Origin of the sequence: Desulfoferula mesophila (assembly GCF_037076455.1) — a bacterium.
Taxonomy (GTDB): Bacteria; Desulfobacterota; Desulfarculia; order Desulfarculales; family Desulfarculaceae; genus Desulfoferula; species Desulfoferula mesophila.
In genome coordinates this window covers 3,604,899-3,623,000 of sequence record NZ_AP028679.1, presented here as the reverse complement: position 1 = coordinate 3,623,000, position 18,102 = coordinate 3,604,899, and the positions used below count along the sequence as shown (strand labels likewise).

General features: G+C 67.3%; 14 protein-coding genes and 1 tRNA gene. 1 reads left to right on the top strand and 14 read right to left on the bottom strand.

The window, feature by feature from the left end:
• Nucleotides 1-39 precede the first annotated feature (39 nt).
• From thrS to mutL, 5 genes are all read right to left on the bottom strand, one after another.
• A complete protein-coding gene (gene thrS, locus AACH32_RS16590; RefSeq protein WP_338601920.1) occupies nt 40-1,953 on the bottom strand; it encodes a threonine--tRNA ligase in 1,914 nt (637 codons plus the stop codon).
• 96 nt (nt 1,954-2,049) lie between these two features.
• Nucleotides 2,050-2,124 (bottom strand) — tRNA-Val (locus AACH32_RS16585).
• Nucleotides 2,125-2,174: 50 nt separating this feature from the next.
• A complete protein-coding gene (locus AACH32_RS16580) occupies nt 2,175-3,452 on the bottom strand; it encodes a hypothetical protein (protein ID WP_338601917.1) in 1,278 nt (425 codons plus the stop codon).
• A gap of 9 nt (nt 3,453-3,461) precedes the next feature.
• Nucleotides 3,462-4,379 (bottom strand): tRNA (adenosine(37)-N6)-dimethylallyltransferase MiaA, encoded by a 918-nt coding sequence (gene miaA, locus AACH32_RS16575; protein ID WP_338601914.1) that lies wholly within the window; start codon nt 4,377-4,379, stop codon nt 3,462-3,464.
• A complete protein-coding gene (gene mutL / locus AACH32_RS16570; RefSeq protein WP_338601912.1) occupies nt 4,379-6,199 on the bottom strand; it encodes a DNA mismatch repair endonuclease MutL in 1,821 nt (606 codons plus the stop codon). Before mutL ends, miaA begins: the two co-directional genes overlap by 1 nt.
• Nucleotides 6,200-6,373: 174 nt before the next feature.
• Between mutL and AACH32_RS16565 the strand changes: the two genes are divergently transcribed.
• A complete protein-coding gene (locus AACH32_RS16565; RefSeq protein WP_338601910.1) occupies nt 6,374-6,562 on the top strand; it encodes a hypothetical protein in 189 nt (62 codons plus the stop codon).
• Between the two features lie 345 nt (nt 6,563-6,907).
• Here the strand turns inward: AACH32_RS16565 and truA are convergent, their stop codons facing one another.
• The 9 genes from truA to hemC form a co-directional block, all read right to left on the bottom strand.
• The gene (gene truA / locus AACH32_RS16560) at nt 6,908-7,804 is read right to left on the bottom strand and encodes a tRNA pseudouridine(38-40) synthase TruA (RefSeq protein WP_338601907.1); all 897 of its coding nucleotides are present in this window, start codon (nt 7,802-7,804) and stop codon (nt 6,908-6,910) included.
• A gap of 4 nt (nt 7,805-7,808) precedes the next feature.
• Nucleotides 7,809-8,846 (bottom strand): N-acetyl-gamma-glutamyl-phosphate reductase, encoded by a 1,038-nt coding sequence (gene argC, locus AACH32_RS16555; protein ID WP_338601904.1) that lies wholly within the window; start codon nt 8,844-8,846, stop codon nt 7,809-7,811.
• A 73-nt stretch (nt 8,847-8,919) separates the two neighbouring features.
• Nucleotides 8,920-9,315, bottom strand: a complete 396-nt coding sequence (rpsI, locus tag AACH32_RS16550; RefSeq protein ID WP_338601901.1) for a 30S ribosomal protein S9 — start codon at nt 9,313-9,315, stop codon at nt 8,920-8,922.
• Between the two features lie 20 nt (nt 9,316-9,335).
• On the bottom strand, nt 9,336-9,767 hold the full coding sequence (gene rplM, locus AACH32_RS16545) for a 50S ribosomal protein L13 (RefSeq protein ID WP_350341523.1): 432 nt from the start codon (nt 9,765-9,767) through the stop codon (nt 9,336-9,338).
• A gap of 129 nt (nt 9,768-9,896) precedes the next feature.
• A complete protein-coding gene (locus AACH32_RS16540; protein ID WP_338601898.1) occupies nt 9,897-12,116 on the bottom strand; it encodes an LPS-assembly protein LptD in 2,220 nt (739 codons plus the stop codon).
• Nucleotides 12,117-12,183: 67 nt separating this feature from the next.
• Nucleotides 12,184-13,494: a bifunctional folylpolyglutamate synthase/dihydrofolate synthase gene (locus tag AACH32_RS16535; RefSeq protein WP_338601896.1), complete on the bottom strand. Its 1,311-nt coding sequence runs from the start codon at nt 13,492-13,494 to the stop codon at nt 12,184-12,186.
• Between the two features lie 2 nt (nt 13,495-13,496).
• On the bottom strand, nt 13,497-15,635 hold the full coding sequence (locus AACH32_RS16530; protein ID WP_338601893.1) for an ATP-dependent helicase: 2,139 nt from the start codon (nt 15,633-15,635) through the stop codon (nt 13,497-13,499).
• A complete protein-coding gene (cobA, locus tag AACH32_RS16525; RefSeq protein WP_338601890.1) occupies nt 15,632-17,158 on the bottom strand; it encodes a uroporphyrinogen-III C-methyltransferase in 1,527 nt (508 codons plus the stop codon). The genes AACH32_RS16530 and cobA overlap by 4 nt, the downstream gene beginning before the upstream one ends.
• A complete protein-coding gene (hemC, locus tag AACH32_RS16520) occupies nt 17,155-18,087 on the bottom strand; it encodes a hydroxymethylbilane synthase (protein ID WP_338601888.1) in 933 nt (310 codons plus the stop codon). Before hemC ends, cobA begins: the two co-directional genes overlap by 4 nt.
• Between the last annotated feature and the right edge of the window lie 15 nt (nt 18,088-18,102).

The following is an 18,102-nucleotide window of genomic DNA, read 5'->3' as shown; positions in this document are numbered from 1 at the left end:
CTCCTCTTCAACCGTTTATCAGAAGCCGAGCCTATCGCTCTAGGCGCGGCGGCTTTGGCGCCGCCGGCGCAGACGATCCAAGGGCTCGGCTTGTTCCTCCTTAAGCAGGGTTATGAACTCCTCCAGGGATTGAGCCTGGAGGTTCTTGCCGTTTCGCAGCCGGGGGGTGAGCATCCGCTCTTCCACTTCGCGGTCGCCCAAAATCACCATGTAGGGCACCTTCATCATCTGGGCCTCGCGCACCTTGGCCCCCAGCTTTTCGTTGCGCAAATCCACCTCGGCCCTGAGGTCGGCGTCCACCAGGGCCTGGGTGATCTCCCTGGCCCAGTCGTCGGCCCGCTCGGTGACCGTGAGCACCCGCACCTGTTCCGGGGCCAGCCACAGGGGGAAGGCTCCGGCAAAGTGCTCGATGAGCACCCCGATGAAGCGCTCGATGGAGCCCAGGATCACCCGGTGCAGCATCACCGGCCGCTTGGGCTCGCCGTCGCGGTCGATGAAGGTGAGCTCGAAGCGCTCGGGCAGGGTGAAGTCGCACTGGATGGTGGCGCACTGCCAGGAGCGCTTGAGGGCGTCCGTGAGCTTGAAGTCGATCTTGGGGCCGTAGAAGGCGCCGTCGCCCTCGTTGATGTCGTAGTCCTTGCCGCTGGCCTCCAGGGCCTTGGTCAGGGCGGCGGTGGCCCGCTCCCAGTCCTCGTCGCTGCCGATGGATTTTTCCGGTCGGGTGGAGAGCTCCAGGGAGTATTCGAAGCCGAACAGCTCCATGAAGTCGGTGATGAAATCCATCACCCCCAGGATCTCCTCCTCCAGCTGGTCGGGGCGGCAGATGAGGTGGGCGTCGTCCTGGGTAAAGGCCCGCACCCGGGTCAGGCCGTGCATCACGCCGCTCTTTTCGTGGCGGTGCACCAGGCCCAGCTCGAAGAACCGAAGCGGCAGGTCGCGGTAGGAGCGCAGCTGAGACTTGTAGATCAGCATGTGGGCCAGGCAGTTCATGGGCTTGAGCCCGTAGGCCACCTCGTCCACCTCGGTGAAGTACATGTTCTCGCGGTAGTTGTCGAAGTGCCCCGAGCGCTCCCACAGCTCCCGCTTGAGAATCTGGGGGCCCTGCACCATGGAGTAGCCCCGCTTTAGGTGCTCGGAGCGCTCCAGGTTCTCGATGATGGTCCTCAGGATCATGCCCCGGGGGTGCCACACCACCAGGCCCGCGCCGATCTCGTCGTGGAAGGAGAACAACTCCAGCTCGCGGCCCAGCTTGCGATGGTCGCGTTTCTTGGCTTCCTCGATGAGGGCCAGGTGCTGCTTGAGCTCCTTCTTGTCGAAAAAGGCGGTGCCGTAGATGCGGCTGAGCATGGGGCGCTTCTCGTCGCCGCGCCAATAGGCCCCGGCCACGCTCAGGAGCTTGAAGGCCCCCAGGCGCCCGGTGGAGGGCAGGTGGGGCCCCCGGCACAGGTCGGTGAAGTTGCCCTGGCGATAGATGCCCACTTGCTCGGCATCCAAATCGTCGATCAACTCCACCTTGAAGTTTTCGCCCTGGTCGGCGAAGTGTTGGCGGGCCTTGTCCCGGCCCCAGGCCTCACACTCGAAGGGGGCGTTTTGCTTGACGATTTCGCGCATTTTTTCTTCGATGGCCGGCAGATCCTCCGGGGTGAAGGGCCGCTCGTAGTCGAAATCGTAGTAAAAGCCGTCCTCGATGGCCGGGCCGATGGCCACCTTCACGCCGGGGAAGAGTTCCTTGACCGCCTCGGCCATGATGTGGGCCGCGCTGTGGCGCAGCACCTCCAAGGCCTCGGGCTCTCCCGGCAAAACCGGGGTGAGCTGGTCGTGGGGGCCCGCCGGGGCGGACAAGTCCACCAACCGCCCGTTTTCCCTGGCGGCGATGGCCTTTTTGGCGGCCTTGGGGTCTTGTTGGGCCAAGACCTCCGCGGCGGTGCTTTGTCCTTGCTCTATGTGACTCATCTCAGGCGCCAAAACAAACAAATCCCCCTTTCCCTGACGCAAGTGCCCCCGGCCGGCGTTTGCCGGCTGGTAGGTACCCGTCATCCAGGGCGGGTCTGGTAGGCACGCCGGGATTTGAACCCGGGACCTCCACCGTGTCAGGGTGGCGCTCTCCCCCTGAGCTACGTGCCTGAAATTGAAACCTTCTTCTACCAGCCGGGCCGGGCACTGTCAAGCCGGGATCATTGCCCGGCGCCCGTTGTTTGGGGCGCCGGCGCGGCCGCCGGAGCCGGGGAGGGCGCTGCGCCCGGGTACGGGGCGGCCTTCGACCCGGCCGGGCCGGCCTTGGGCATGGGCGCCGGGGCGGCTCCCGGTTGGCGAGGTATGATCACCACCTTTAGCCCCGTGGCGTCGCCCTCCACGACGTTAACCAAAAAATCACCGTAATCCTGAACCATTAGCCGGTCAGCCAACTGGCTGGGCGAGCCCTTGAGCTTCAGCCGGAAAGAGGCCTGGCCCGCCCCGGCGCCGGTCGGCCAGGCTTGCGCCACCAAATCGCCCTGGGCCAGCAACGCCTTTTCCAGGCGCACCAGCTGGGCCAGGGAACGCACGCCGGTTACCTGGAGGGACGCCTCTTGGGCGGCGGGGGCCGCCTCGGTCAGATTGGCGGCCAGACCGGCCATGAGCTTGCGCACCGCGTCTTCCACCAGATCCAGCACCTTTTGGGCGTCCTCAGGGGCGGGGGTGCTGTGGTACACCGGCGAATCGGTCTCTTCCATGGCCGCCACCTGGCCCGTTTTGGCGTCCAGGGCCAGCAGCTGGGCCAAGGGCGGCGGGGTCACCTTGTCCGGAGTGACCAGGGGGAACGTGCGCACGCTGCCCAAAATCACCACCTGGGCCCCCGCCTGCCGGCCCACCTCCAGGGCCTGCGACTCATTGAGCACCGCCTGGTTCATGCCCGGATTGAGCATGGGCTTGACCTGGTTGGGGTTGATGGTGCGCGCCCCCATTTTTTTGAGAACCTTGGCCACCGGGGCCGGGAGATCCGGCGCACCGGGTAGACCGGACCACCAATACACCGGCGGCCGCCCCGGCGCGGTCTCCTCGCTTACCATCACCAGGATGGGCCCCAGATGGGTGGTGGGCGTCTTGAGCGCGGCCTGGATCAGGCTCTTGCCCAGGGCGCGTTCATCTATGCTGACCGAAACCAGGGCCAGGAATTCGCCCTTGGTGGCAGTCGAGGCCACCAGGCTGAAGTTGCTCACGTAGCGCTGGGCGTCCTGCAATACCTTCTGATTCAAGGTGGCCAGGTTGTCGCGCAGGGTGGCCGGGTCCAGGTTGGCGGCCGCGGCCTGGGCCACCGCCCGGGTCAGGGCGTCGGCCACGGCCCGCTCCTTGGCCTGGGCCGCGTTTCCGGCCAGGGGGGCCCGTCCCAACACCAGGAGAGTCTCCGCCCCGGCGGGCAAGGCGGGCAACAACAGCAGCGCGACCAGCAGGATTCTGAGTGCAAGCTTCATCATCGTCCTCGTTCAAGACCAGAAATCCGCCACCCGGCGTCCGATTCCTTCAAAGTCTTCGGCATGATGCCAAATCAGGCCCTCCACCCCGCGAAACCAGGTGAGCTGGCGCTTGGCATAGGCCTTGGTTTTCTTAATCATATCAAACAGCGCGTCTTCGGACCGCATTTGCCCGCGCAAAAAAGCCACCGCCTGGCGATAGCCCAGGCTGGCCAGGCCGGGGGCCTGGGGAGGCACCCCCGCCTCCAGCAGGGCCCGCGTCTCCTCCAGCAGGCCTTCTTGCCACATGGCCCGGGCCCGCTCCTCTATGCGCCTGTTCAGCTCCGGCCGAGGCCGCTCCAGGCCGATCATTAGATAAGGATAGCGCGCTTGGGCAAAGCCGTGGGATTTTTGGCGGCGGCTCAGGGGCGCGCCGGTCTGCAGGCACACCTCCAGGGCCCGCAGCACCCGCTGGCGGTCGTTGGGGTGCAGTTTGGCCGCGCTCGCCGGGTCCAGCTCGCCCAGACGCTGGTGCATGGCCTGGGGGCCCTGCTGCTCCCACTCCCGGCGCAGGCGTTCGCGCAGGGCCTGGTCCACCGGCGGGGTGGGGGCCAGGCCGAAGATCAGGGCCTTCAAATAGAGTCCGGTGCCGCCCACCACCAAGGGCCTTTTACCCCTGGCGTCGATGTCGGTGATGGCCTCGTCGGCCAGGTGGGCGTAGCGGGCCGCGCTGAAGTTTTCGTTTGCATCGGCCATGTCGATGAGGTGGTGGCGGGCTCGGGCCTGCTCGTCTGCGGTGGGCTTGGCCGAGCCGATGTCCAGGCCCCGATAGACCTGCACGCTGTCCGCGCCCACGATCTCGGCTCCGAAGCGCCGGGCCAGCTCCAGGGACAGGCCGGTCTTGCCCACGGCGGTGGGCCCGGCCAGCACCACCAAGGCGGGGGCGGGCATCAAGCCGGCTCCGCGCTACGCTTGAAGGAGCGGTCCAGCTCGTGGCGCGAGAGCAGGAGCATCACCGGGCGGCCGTGGGGGCAGGTCAGGGGCGGGGGCAGGGCGCAGATCCGGTCCACCAGCTCCTCCAGCTCGGCGGGCTTGAGGCGCTGGCCCTGGCGCACCGAGCCGTGGCAGGCCAGGGATCGCAGGGCGGTCTCCACGAACTCGGGGGTGTCCACCGGCAGGCCGGATGCGCTCATCTGGCTGAGCAGGTCGCGCACCGCCGGGCGGGGATCGCCTCCGGCCAGGTGGGGCGGCACCGCCCGGATGGCCCAGGTGTTGCCGCCAAAGGGCTCCAGCTCCAGGCCCAGGCGGGCCCATTGGGCCGCCTGCTCGGTGGCCCAGGCCGCTTCGCCGGGGGTCAGCTCCAACGTCTGGGGAGTAAGAAGGCCCTGGCGGGGCAGCTCGCCCTGGGCCAGTCCGGCCTTGAGGCGCTCGTAGGTCAGGCGCTCGTGGGCCGCGTGCTGGTCCACCAAAACCAGGCCCTGGGGCGAGGAGCACAGCACGTACAGGCCGTGCAGCTGGCCGATCACCGTGAGCTCCTCGGCCCGGGTGTACAGGGGCCGCAAGCGGTTGGCCCCGCCGGCCGGGAAGATGCAGGGCTCGTCCAAAGCGGCCGGGGCACAGGGCTCGGCCACCCGCCCGGCCGGAGCCGGGGGCCGCAGCGGGGCGATGGGACCGCGCTCGGGCAAGGGCTGGGGCCGCGCCAGAGAGGCCGCGCCCACCATGGGCCGAGGGGCGGGCCGGGCCGCGCGGCTGCGCCCCAAGCCCCGGCGCAGGGCTCCGGCCAGGGCCTGGTGCACCTCCTGCTGCTGGGTGAAGCGCACCTCGGTCTTGGCCGGGTGCACGTTCACGTCCACCAGGGCCGGGTCCAGGGTGATGTGCAGCACCACCACCGGCCTCCGGCCGTCGGGCATGAGCCCCCGGTAGGCCTGGTAGATGGCGTGCAGCAGCACCTTGTCGCGCACGAAGCGGCCGTTGACAAAGGTATAGATCTGGTCGGCCGCCGTGCGGCTGAGGGAGGGCAGCCCGGCCAGGCCCATGAGGCGCAGGGGGCCTTCCTCTTCCTCCAGGCGCACCATGTTCTCGGCGGTGGCCCGGCCCAAAAGCGAGCCCGCCCGGGAGGCCAGATCCTGGCCGGCGGGCAGATCGTAGGTCACCTGGGTGCCTACGGTGTAGCGGAAGGCCACCTGGGGCTGGGCCAGGGCCAGGCGCACCAGGGCCCCGGCCAGATGGCCGCTCTCGGTGGCCTGGCTTTTAAGGAACTTGCGCCGGGCCGGGGTGTTGAAGAACAGGTCCCGCACCTCCACCAGGGTGCCCACCGGGCAGCCCACCTCCTCCACGGCCATGACCTTGCCGCCTTCCACCCCCACCAGGCCACCAGCCTCGGCGTCCCGGGTGCGCGAGCGCAGGCTCATGCGGCTCACCGCCGCGATGGAGGGCAGGGCCTCGCCCCGGAAGCCCAGGGAGGAGATGTGGGTCAAGTCCTCGGCCCGGGCCACCTTGCTGGTGGCGTGGCGCTCCAGGGCCAGCAATAGATCGTCGGGCAGCATGCCCGTACCGTCGTCCACCACCCGGATGAGGCGGCGGCCCCCGGCGGCCACCTCCACTCCGATGCGCCCCGCTCCGGCGTCAAGGGAGTTTTCCACCAGCTCCTTGAGCACGCTGGCCGGGCGTTCCACCACCTCGCCGGCGGCGATCTGGTTGGAGACCTCTTCGGGCAGCAGGCGGATGGGCTTGGGGTTGGACTGCGTTTCCATGGCTAGAAGGTATAGCACAGCCCCGCCTAGCCTGGCCAGCGCCGGGCCTTGCCTGGCCGGCGGGAGTGTTGTAAGCTGGCCGGGCCGGGGATGGGCCTTGCAGGGTTTATCTTCGGGCCGGGGCCCCGCCGGGAATAATGGTGTGCCTTCTTCCTTCCGGCGGGGCGGCCCGGCTAGAACCAAGGATCGATCATGAGCCAAAAAAAAGAGCCGCCCCAGGATCGCCTCAGCCCTCGTCAGGAAGCCTTGCTCAAGGCCTCCAAGGAGATCATCGTCAAGTTCATCGAAAGCGGACGCATGTCGGTGGCCGCCTTTGAGGAAGCCTTCCCCCAGGTCTACAAAGCCCTGAGCAAGACCATGGCCGAGGACGACAAAAAGTAGCTGGTAGCGTGCGGCTTCGCCAGGCGGCGCTATGCCGCGTTGGCGGCGTCGCTTAGACCTCGGCGTATGTAACAATACGCCTGCAGTCTGCGCTTGCCGCCGCCTTGCCTAGCACCACCTGGCTATGCCGCAAAAATGCCTTGTCGTCACTGATGCTTTTCTAGGAATTCATTGGAATTGTTGGGTTTCGGGCTGGGAAGCCCTCCACCCAACCTGCATGATTTTGTACTTTTTATGAGATGGCGTAGGTTGGGTAGAGCAAAGCGAAACCCAACAAACCTCTCCCCCGGCACAGCCAGGCGGCGGCAGACAAGGCGTCCGGCGAGCGACAGCCGCAGGCGTGGTTCAGCTACGTCGAGGCTGGAGCGATGCCGGCAACGCGGTATCCCGCTGCCTGGCGAAGCCGGTATAGAACACCTTGGCCAGATAGAGCCCATACGGCGGGGCCTTGGGCCCGGGGCGCAGGCGCTTGCCCGCCCGGGCCATGCGGGCCATCTCCGTGGGGTCCATCTGCCCCCGGCCCACCTGCACCAGGCTGCCCACCAGGTTGCGCACGCAGTGGCGCAAAAATCCGCTGGCCGTGAGGCGCACCTCCAGCAGGCCGCCGGGCACCTGAGAAATCTCGGCCCGGTGCAACTCCCGCACGGTGCTCTCGCCGGGGTCGCCCCCCGCGCTGGCAAAGGCGGCCATGTCCAAGGGCCCCAGCAGGCCTTTGAGGGCCCGGGCCATGGGCTCCGGGTCCAGGGCCGCGCGCAGGGGCCAGCACAGGCCGTCCAGGAACAGCCCGCCCTGGGCCTGGGGCCACAGGTAATAGTGGTAGGTCTTGCCCTGGGCGCTGTAGCGGGCGTGGAAGTCCTCGGGCACCGGCCCCAGGGCCCGCACCCACACCGAGGGCGGCAGCAGGGAGCGCAGCCCCCGGAGCATGCGCTCCAAGGGCAGGCCGCTGGTGGTGCTGAAGCTGGCCACCTGGCCCCAGGCGTGCACCCCGGTGTCGGTGCGGCCCGAGGCGAACACCCGGATGGGTTCGTCGCAGAGCCTGGTCAGCGCCGCCTCAATGGCTCCCTGCACGGTCGGGCCCTTGGGCTGCACCTGCCAGCCCAAGAAGCCGTCTCCGCGATAGGCCAGGCCCAGGGCCAGATGGCGGGTGGGGCCGTCCGGTTCCCGCTCCAGAAAGGGTACGTCCAAGGGCGGGAAGTCGCCGCACAGGCGCGGCCAGAGCCCTGGGGTGTCGGCGTGGTTCACGAGCCTAGGGGGTGAGGGCCAGCTCGCGCAGGCCGGCGGTTTCGTCCAGGCCCAGCATGAGATTGGCGTTTTGCATGGCCTGGCCGCTGGCCCCCTTGGTCAGGTTGTCCAGGGCCGAGAAAAGCTTGATGAGCCCGGAGCGCGGGTCCACGGCCACGCCCAGTTGCACCCGGTTGGTGCCCCGCACCTCCTTGGTGGCCGGCAGCCGTCCCGGCGGCAACACCCGCACGAAGGGCTCTTCGCCGTAGGCCTTTTGCCAGCAGGCCCGTACCGCCTCGGCGTCCGCCCCGGCCCGGGGCCGGGCGTAGATGGTGGAGAGGATGCCCCGGTCCATGGGCAGCAGGTGGGGGGTGAAGGTGAGCCGCACCTCGGCGCCGGCGGCCAGGGAGAGCTCCTGCTCCATCTCCGGGGTGTGCCGGTGGCCGTCCACCGCGTAGGCCTTGAAGTTCTCGTGCACCTCGCCGTGGATCAGGCCCAGCTTGGCGCTGCGCCCGGCCCCCGAGACTCCGGAGGCGCTATCGGCGATGAGGCCCTGGGGCTCCACCAGACCGGCCTTGAGCAAGGGCACCAGGGGCACCAACACGCTGGTCACGTAGCAGCCGGGGTTGGCCACCAACTGTGCGCCCTTGACCTGGTTCCGGTAGAACTCGGGCAGGCCGTACACCGCCTGGGCCAAAAGCTCGGGCGCGCTGTGGGGGGCGTACCATTTTTCGTACACCGCCACGTCGTGGATGCGGAAGTCGGCCGAGAGGTCCACCACCTTGGCCCCGGCGGCCAAGAGGTCCGGCGCGGCGGCCATGGCCGCCTTGTGGGGCACGGCCAAGAACACCAGCGCGGCCCCCTGGGCCAGGGCCCGGGCGTCGTGGTCCACGAAAGACAGGTTGACGGCCCCTTCCAGGGCACCGAACACCTGGTCCACGGCCTGGCCCTTGAATTGGCCGGAGCTTACGGCAACGAGCTCCAGCTCCGGGTGCCCGGCGATGAGCCGCATGAGCTCCACTCCGGTGTAGCCGGAACCTCCCATGATAGCGACGGGTATCATCGAAACCTCTCCACCATAAGAAAGGGAAGGCCCGAGCGGACCTTCCCCTGAATTGCCGGTAGTGGCCGCGCTCTTAGCGCTTGGAGTACTGGAAGCGGGCGCGGGCGCCGGGCTGGCCGTACTTCTTGCGCTCCTTCTTGCGGGCGTCGCGAGAAAGGAAACCGGCCTTCTTGAGGGCCTTGTGCAGCTCGGGGTTCTGCTCGGCCAGGGCCTTGGCGATGCCGTGGCGCAGGGCGCCGGCCTGGCCGGTGTGGCCTCCGCCGCGCACCGTGGCCATGACGTCGAACTTGTCCAGGTTGTCGGTCAGGCTCAGGGGCTGACGGATCACCTGCAGCAGGGTCGGCCGGGTGAAGTAGGTGTCCGCAACGCGGCGGTTGATGTAGATCTGGCCGCTGCCGCCGGGGATCAACCAACAACGGGCCACCGAGGTTTTGCGTTTACCGGTGGCGTATACTCGCGTGTCGCTCATAGTCTTTAACGCTCCTCCCCTTAGGCCAGGCTCAACGGCTGGGGCTGCTGGGCCTCATGGGGATGCTCGGGTCCCGCATAAACCTTCAGCTTCTTGATCAGTTGGCGCCCCAGGCGATTCTTGGGCAGCATACCGCGCACCGCGTTGGTGATCACGCGCTCGGGGTAGGTGTCCATCATGCGCCGGGCGGTGACCGAGGTGATGCCGCCGGGGTAGCCGCTGTGGCGATGGTACATTTTCTGGTCCATCTTGCGGCCGCTCAAACGGATCTTGTCGGCGTTGACCACGATGACGAAGTCGCCGGTGTCCACGTTGGGGGTAAAGATGGCCTTATGCTTGCCCCGCAGGCGGCGGGCCACTTCGCTGGCCAGACGGCCCAGGATCAGGTCGGTGGCGTCCACCACGAACCATTCCTGGTTGATGTCTTGTTTTTTGGCTACAAAGCTCTTCATGATCTCAAGCCTAACTATGTAATGTCGGGCGTAAAGGGCGCAACTCGCCCTCGCTTGTCGAAGCTGTATTTATAGGGGTTGTCCGCGATTCTGTCAAGGGGCTGATGCAAATAAGCCCCGGGATCCTCTCTACTGGCTGAAGGTCAGGATGTCGCCGAATCCGCCCAGGGAGAAAACGATGAAAAAGCCGCGCTGGGTGATGTCGTCCACGTAATAGGCCTTGAAGCCCCAGCATTGGCTTTGATAACCCAGCTCGTATTGGGTCTGGAAATCGATCTCCCCGTCGAAATCGTGGCGATTGATGAAACCGGCGTACCACTCCTGGGTCAAGGCCACCTTGATCCAGGTGTTGAGCTGGTTCACTCCGTCGTTGTCGTAACGGTAGTCCAGGGTGATGCTGTCGCCCCGGCTGTCGGAAGCCCGGGTCAGGAAGTCCGCCCTGGTGAAGGTGCCGTCGTTGGGGTCGACGGAGGTGGTGTTCTGGAAGTAGAGCTTGTCGGTGGGCAAAAACTCCAGCGCCATGGTTATCTCGCCCCAATAGGCGTCGGCGTCCACGTCGGTGCGGTAGGCGTCCACGTCGAAGCTTTGATACAGGTTCAGGCGCAGGAACTCCCGGTAGGAGGCCTCCATGGCGCCGTTTTCCCCGGTGGGGGCCATGGTCTTGGAGGTCAGGGTGTTCTTGATACCGTAGGAGAGCAGGTTGGTGCGCTCGCTGCCGAATTGCGCCAGGTCCGGGATGTCGTTCTCGGCCAGGCTGGGCCGGTAGTCATAGGTGACAAAGGGCCGGTAGGCGTGTTTGATCTTGAAGGGATCTTCCGCCGAGCCGAATTCGAACACCCGATACAGGTAGGTGCTGGCCGTGGCGCTGAAGTTGTACACCTGGTTGGTGCCGGTGCTCTGGGGGTCGCCGCTCAGATCGTCGGTATCCACGGCGTAGAAGCGTTGCCGCCAGGTGAAGCTAGGTTCGAACTCGATGTAATCGTTGAAGTTAAGGGGGAGGCTGATGTATGGGGCCACGTCGCTGATGGCCCCGGTGCTGCCTTTTTCACGATAGTAGTAGGTAAACGACGAACCCATGCCGAAGTAAAAGGCGGTGTTGCCCAGTTGCTGGGTGGTGGCATCGAAGGTGATGCTGGGCAGCGACTGCAGGACGTAGTCGTTGTTTCCGGTGGTGTCGTCGTAATACAGGATGCCGGCGTTGAAGGTGGACGAAGACCAGGAGCGCGAGAGGTTGATGGTGTTGGTGCGCACCGTGGAGGTGTTGGGGTCCAGGTTGCGGCCGAACCACTCGAACAGGCGGCGGTCGCTGGCGTTGTAGCCGCTGTAGCCGAAGGTGAACTCCCTCAGGTAGTCCGGGTCGCTCACCAGGTCGATGTTGGCCTTCAAGTCCATGGTCCCGTTGAACAACTTTTGGTCGGCCATGCCGCGGAACCAGTAGCGGTTGTTGTCGTAGACCTGGGAGCTTTCGCCTTCGTTGAACAGGGCATCGCCGTTATCGTCGTGGGGCATCCAGTCGATCATGAACATGCCCTTGGACTGGTCGTCCAGGGCGTAGCGGTATTCCAGACCCAGGTCCACGCCGCGCTTGGTGTAGTAGTTGAGGATGAAGGTCATGTCCTGGCTGTCGCCCAGGGTCTGGTAATAGGGCAGGCTGAAGCTGAAGCCGTCGCGTTGACCCTGCCCGAAGGAGGGGGCCAGCAGGCCCGACTGGCGCTGGCTCTTGGCCGGAAAGACCATATAGGGGGTCCACAGGATGGGGAAGTCCTTGACCCTGAAGGCCGCGTCTTCCACCGTGCCGTAGCCTTCCACCGTGACCTTCATATCCTTGCCGCTCACCTGCCAGGCGGGATCGGCCCCGTCGCAGGTGGTGAAGGTGCCCCGCTGGATGTGATAGGTCTCGTCGCCGGTCTTGGCTATCTCGCCGCCGGTGATGTAGTAGTTGGTGGTCTTGATGAATATGCGGCCGTCGTATATCTTGCCGGTACTGTTATTTAAATCCACCACCATGCTTTTGCCGGTGATCACCTGGGAGGCGTTGCTCAGGCGCACCCGCCCCTGGGCCTCGGCCACCAGGGTGTTGGCGTTCAGGCTGACCTTGTCCGCCATGAGCCGCGTGCCGCCCCTGGCGATCTCCACTTCGCCTTCGGCGGTATAAGTGGCGGTTTTCTCGTTATAAAAAACCTTGTCCGCCCTGATGTCCACCGGGCCCTGAGCATCGATGCGCGTCAAGGTCCCGGTCTGGGGCATCGTAATGGCCGAAGCCGTCAGGGGCAGGCAAAAAACGCCGGCCACGCCGGCGAGCAGCAACAGGATTTTTCCGAACAGTGATACACGCCTGATTGCGAGCACTTCCACCTCCAAAAAGGCGTTTGGGAGCATAAATATTTCGCTGCCGCACCGTAGCAGATGCGAAGAGTTAAGGCAAGTCGCTAATGCCGCCGCTCAGGATGGTTCGGGCTTCGCCCACGGTGAACAGGCTGCCCGTGACGAGTACCACCCCTTGGGGGCCGGCCAGCTCACGGGCCCTACCCATGGCCCTTTCCAGGTTCGGCTCTATCTCCCCCGGCGGGGCGTCCAACGGGGCGGCGGCGGCCAGCGCTTCGGGCGTGGCGGCCCGGGCGTATACCGGCCGGGAATAGACGACCCGGTCGGCGGCAGGAAGCAGGATGCTCAACAGCTTGCCCACCTCCTTGTCGGCCATCACCCCCACCACCATCACCAGGGGCTTGCGGCCCCCCCGCATGTCCTCCAGGCTGGCCAGGAGCGCGTAGGCCGCGCCGGGGTTGTGGGCCCCGTCCAGCCACAGGGGCGGCTGGCCCGCCTCGGCGGGCCACTGCTCCAGCCGCCCGGGCCAGTGAACCTGGTTCATTCCCGCGGCCAGGTGCTCTGGTCCCAGGGGCAGGCCCTTTTCGGCCAACACCTCGGCCGCGCCCAGGGCCAGGCAGGCGTTCACCGGCTGGTGGCGGCCCACCAGGTTGGTGGTCTGATGGGGCAGGGACCACAGCCGCCCGCGCAGGTGGAAGGCCCCCGACGCGGCGCGGCGGAAGGTTAGCTCCCGGCCCCGGCGGTAGATGGGCGCCCCCTTGGCCCCGGCGGTGTCCTCCACGATCTTGCGGGCCTTGGGCTGGGTCACCCCGTGCACCAGGGGCACGCCGGGCTTGATGATCCCCGCCTTTTCAAAGGCGATGTTGGCCAGGCCCTTGCCCAGGTAGTCCTCGTGCTCCCGGCTCAGGTTGGTGATCACCGTGACCAGGGGCTCACAGATGTTGGTGGCGTCCAGGCGGCCGCCCAGGCCGGTCTCCATGATGGCCAGCTCCACCCCCTGGTCGCGGAAGTGCTCAAAGGCCATGGCGGTGACGAACTCGAAGTAGGTGGGCGGCTCGCGAAGGTCCACCACCTTGCACACCTTTTGGCACAGCCTGACCACCCCGGCCTGGCTGATCTCTTTGCCGTTCACCCGGAAGCGCTCGGTGAAGCGCTCCAGATGAGGGGAGGTGTAGAACCCCACCTTGACCCCGGCCTGGATCAGGGCCGCCTCCAGCATGGCCCCCACGCTGCCCTTGCCGTTGGTGCCCGCCAGGTGGACGCAGGCCAGGCCCCGGTGCGGGTTGCCCAGGCCTTCCAGCAGGTTGGCCGTGGAGCTGAGCCCCAGCTTGATGCCGAACTTTTGCAGCTCGTAGAGCTTGCTAACCGCCTTTTCATAGGCGCTCTGGCCACGGGGCGACATGACTATGCCTCGCTGAGGTTGGCGAATTCCAGGAGCAGTATTTTTAGCCCATGACGCTCGAAATGTACCAGGATTTTTTTGCCCCCCTGGTAGCCCATGACCCGGCCCCGGCCAAAGGTGTGGTGCCTTACCTGGCCGCCCACCGCGAAGGGCCGGTCCTGGCGCATGCTGCCCCGGCTCTGGGGCGCGGCCTGGGGCGTGGACACCTCGAAGACGTTCTCCCGGGGGCTGTCCAAAAGCCCGGCGGGCAGCTCGGCCAAAAAGCGGCTCAGCTCGTTAGAGACCACCCCCCGTCCCCGCTGATACGACTCCTGGGGGGCCAGGATGGTCAGCTCGCCGGCGGCCCGGGTGCAGGCCACGTACATCAGGCGGCGCTCCTCCTCCAGGGACTCGGGGTCCATGAGGGCCATCTGGGGGGGCAGGCGGCCGTCGGTGGCCCAGAGGATGAACACGTGGTCCCACTCCAGGCCCTTGGCCGAGTGCACGGTGCTCAGGGTGATGCGCCCGCCCTGGGCCTCGGCGGCGTAGGTGCCGGGCGGGTCCAGCACCACCTCGGACATGAACTCGCTAAGGGTGCTGAAGCCATGGGCCAGGCCGGGCAGCTCCTCCAGGTCGCGCAGGCGGCGGGGATAGTCCTCGTGGGTCTCCCGGCAGATGGGCTCGTAATACTCGATCACCGTCTCCACCAGGGTAAGCGGGGTGGCCGCGGGATCGCTCAGCTCGCCCATCAGCTCCACCAAACGCTCGGCGGCCGGGCCGCCAAGGCCGGGGGCCGAGGACAGGCGGCCCAAATACAGCTCCGGGGAGTCGGCCTGCACCAGGTGGCTGATCACGCTCTGGGCCTTTTTGGGCCCCACGCCGGGCAGGAGCATGAGCAGACGCTGCCAGGAGAGGAAGTCGCTGGGGTTGGCGATGACCCTGAGATGGCTCAGGGCATCCTTGATGTGCGAGGCCTCCAAAAAGCGGAAGCCGCCCACCTTGACAAAGGGCACCCGCCCGGCGGTCAGCTCCAGCTCCAGCTCGTAGGAGTCGCGCGAGGCGCGAAAGAGCACCGCGATGTCCTCGGGCCGGTTGCCCGCCTTGGTCAGCTCGGCGATGCGCTCGCTCACCAGGCGGGCCTGCCCCCGGTCGTCGCGGGGGCGGCGCAGGGCCGGACGGTTGCCGCCCAGGCGCTCGGTAAAGAGCTTCTTGTCGTAGCGGTGCCAGGCCTGGGCGATCACCTCGTTGGACAGATCCAGGATGGCCTGGGTGGAGCGGTAGTTCTGCTCCAGCTTGATCACCTTGGCGCCGGGGTAATCCTGGGGGAACTCGAAGATGTTCTCCACCCGGGCCCCCCGGAAGCGGTAGATGCTCTGGGCGTCGTCGCCCACCACCATGAGGTTGTCGTGCTCGCTGGCCAACAGCTTGAGCAGACGGGCCTGCACCGCGTTGGTGTCCTGGTACTCGTCCACCAGCAGATACTGCCAGTGCCGGGAGAAGCGCTGACGCAGGTCGGGGTGGTCCCGCAGGAGCTCCTCGGCCAAAAACAAGAGATCGTCGTAGTCCACCAGGCTCTGGGCCCGCTTGGCCTCGGCAAATCCCTTGGCCGCCCGGCCGATCTCCTCCAGATAGCCCAGCAGGTGCCCGGCCCACTGCTCGATGGCCTCTTCCAGCTCCAGTTCCTGGTTGCGCGACTTGGAGATGAGGTCGTTGATGGTGCGGGCCTTGGGGAACTGGCGGTCGCCCTTGGTCTTGAGCTTCTGCTCGTTGATCACCCCCCGGATGAGCTGCTCGCAGTCGCCCCGGTCGATGACCGTGAACTGGCGGCTTATCCCCAGGCGCGAGGCGTGGGCCCTGAGCAGGCGGTGGCACAGGGAGTGGAAGGTGCCGCCCTCCACCCTGGCGCAGGCCGGGTTCAGCTCCCGGGCCCGGGAGAGCATCTCCTGGGCCGCCTTGCGGGTGAAGGTGAGCAAAAGGATGTTCACGGGGTCCACCCCCCGCTCCACCAGGTAGGCCACCCGGTGCACCAGGGTGCGGGTCTTGCCGCTGCCCGCCCCGGCGATGACCAAAACCGGCCCCCCGCTCTGGCCGGCGGCCAGGCGTTGGGCCGGGTTCAGGCCCTCCAGGGCCGGAGAGAAAAGATCGTCGGCGGGGCGCTTCACGAGGCGTAATAGGCGGACAGGGCCTCAGTCAGGGCCTCGATGGTGAACTTCTCGGGCTGCACCTTGACCTCGAGGCCATAACCCTTGGCGGTGTCGGCGGTGATGGGGCCGATGGCCGCCACGGTGAGGCCGCCCTCCCGGCTCTGCTGGGCCAGCAGGTCGCGTCCGTTCTGGTCCAGCATTTCCATGAGGTTGGTCACGGTGCTGGAGGCGGTGAAGGTGATCGCGTCCAGGCCCTGGCTCAGGGCGTTGGCCAAGAGCATGGTGGACTCGGGCGGGCGCACCGTGCGATAGGCGGGCACCACCTGCACCAGGTTGCCCCACGAGGCGATGGTCTCGGGCAAGACCTCCCGGGCCTGGGCCGCGCGGGGGATCAACACCCGCTGGCCGGTGATGCCCTTGGCCTCCAGGGCCTCGATGAGCCCCTCGGCCTGGAAGGTGCGGGCGGTGACCTCGGCGATGAGACCCCGCTGGAGCAGGGTGGCGGCGGTGGCCGGGCCGATGGCGGCCAGCTTGCACCCGGCCAGGGCGCGGGCGTCCTTGCCCGCCTCGCCCAGGGCGGTGAAGAAGGCATCCACCCCGTTGGGGCTGGTGAAGATCACCCAGTGGAAGTCCTCCAGCATGGCCACCGCGGTCTCCAGGGGCTCGGGGTCCTCGGGCGGCAAAAAGCTGATGGTGGGCACCTCGATGATCTTGGCCCCCAGGGCGGCCAGGCCCTCGCTGAGGCGCGAGGCCTGGGAGCGGGCCCGGGTCACCAGGATGCGCTTGCCGAACAGGGGCAGCTTTTCGAACCAGGCCAACTCTTGGCGCAGGGCGGCCACCTGGCCCACGATGGTGATGGCCGGGGGCTTGAGCCCCGCCTGGGCCGCCCGCTGGGGCAGATCGGCCAGGGTGCCGGTCACCGTCTCTTGCTGGGGAGTGGAGCCCCAGCGGACGCAGGCCGCCGGGGTGGCCGGGTCGCGCCCCGCCTCGATGAGCTTGGCGCAGATGTTGGGCAGGTTCTTTACCCCCATCAAAAACACCACCGTGCCGATCTGGGCCAGGGCCCCCCACTTGATGGTGGACTCGGGCTTGCCCGGGTCTTCGTGGCCGGTCACAAAGGCCACCTCGGTGGTGGCCCGGCGGTCGGTGACCGGGATGCCGGCGTAGGCCGGGGCGGCGATGGCGCTGGTCACGCCGGGCACCACCTCGAAGGCCAGGCCCTTGGCGGCCAGGGCGCTGGCTTCCTCGCCGCCGCGCCCGAAGACAAAGGGGTCCCCGCCCTTGAGGCGCACCACGGTTTTGCCGTCCGCGGCCAGGTCGCACAACAGTTCATTGATGCGCTCCTGGCTCATGGTGTGGTCCCCGCCCTTTTTGCCCACGTAGACGCGCACTGCGCTCTCAGGGGCCAGGTCCAAAAGCTCGGGGTTGGCCAGCCAGTCGTAGACCAAAGCGTCGCAGGAGGCCAGGACCCTGGCCCCCTTGAGGGTCAACAGGCCCGGATCGCCGGGCCCGGCTCCCACCAGGTAAACCTTGCCGCTCATTTGGGCGCCTCCCCATATACCTCGGCCAGGATCTCCCGGCCGCCGCTACTTAGAATTTCCTCGGCCACCGAGCGGCCCATCGCGGCCGCCTCGGCGGGCGGGGCCAGGCCGCCGCCGGTGACCACCTGGCGGCCTCGCAGGTCGGCCACCAGGCCGTTGAACTTGACGATGCCCTTTTCCACCACGGCATGCCCGGCGATGGGCACCTGGCAGCCGCCCTCCAGGCGGGTGAGGAAGGCCCGCTCGGCGGCCACCGCCGCAGCGGTGTCCGGGTGGTTCAGGGGGGCGATGAGCTCGCGGGTGGCCTGGTCGTCGGCGCGAATCTCCAGACCCAGGGCCCCCTGACCCACGGCGGGCAGCATGGTGGCCACGGGGATGGGGCTGGCCTCCACCCGCTCCAAGCCCAGGCGCCTGATACCGGCGCTGGCCAATATCACCGCCTGCAGGCCCAGCTCCTCGCGCTTGCGCAGGCGGGTCTCCACGTTGCCCCTGAGGCTGACCATCTCCAAATCGGGCCTGAGAGCAAGAAGCTGGGCCTGGCGGCGCAGGCTGCTGGTGCCGACCTTGGCACCGGTGGGCAGGTTCTTGATCTCCACCGCCACGGGGCTCACCAGGGCGTCGCGGGGGTCCTCCCGCTCGCTGACCACGGCCAGCTCCAGGCCGGGGGGCAGCTCGCTGGGCACATCCTTCATGGAGTGCACCGCCAGGTCGGCCTGCCCGGCCAGAAGCGCGTCCTCGATCTCCTTGACGAAAAGGCCCTTGCCCCCCACTTGGGCCAGGGGCACGTCCAGGATCTTGTCCCCGGTGGTCTTGATGATGTTCATCTGTACCTGGAGCGACGGATGCAGCTCGCCCAGGCGGGCGGCCACCCACCCGGCCTGGGCCAGGGCCAGGCGGCTGCCTCTCGTGGCTATGATCAGCTTGGCCATGAGGCTTCCCCCTCC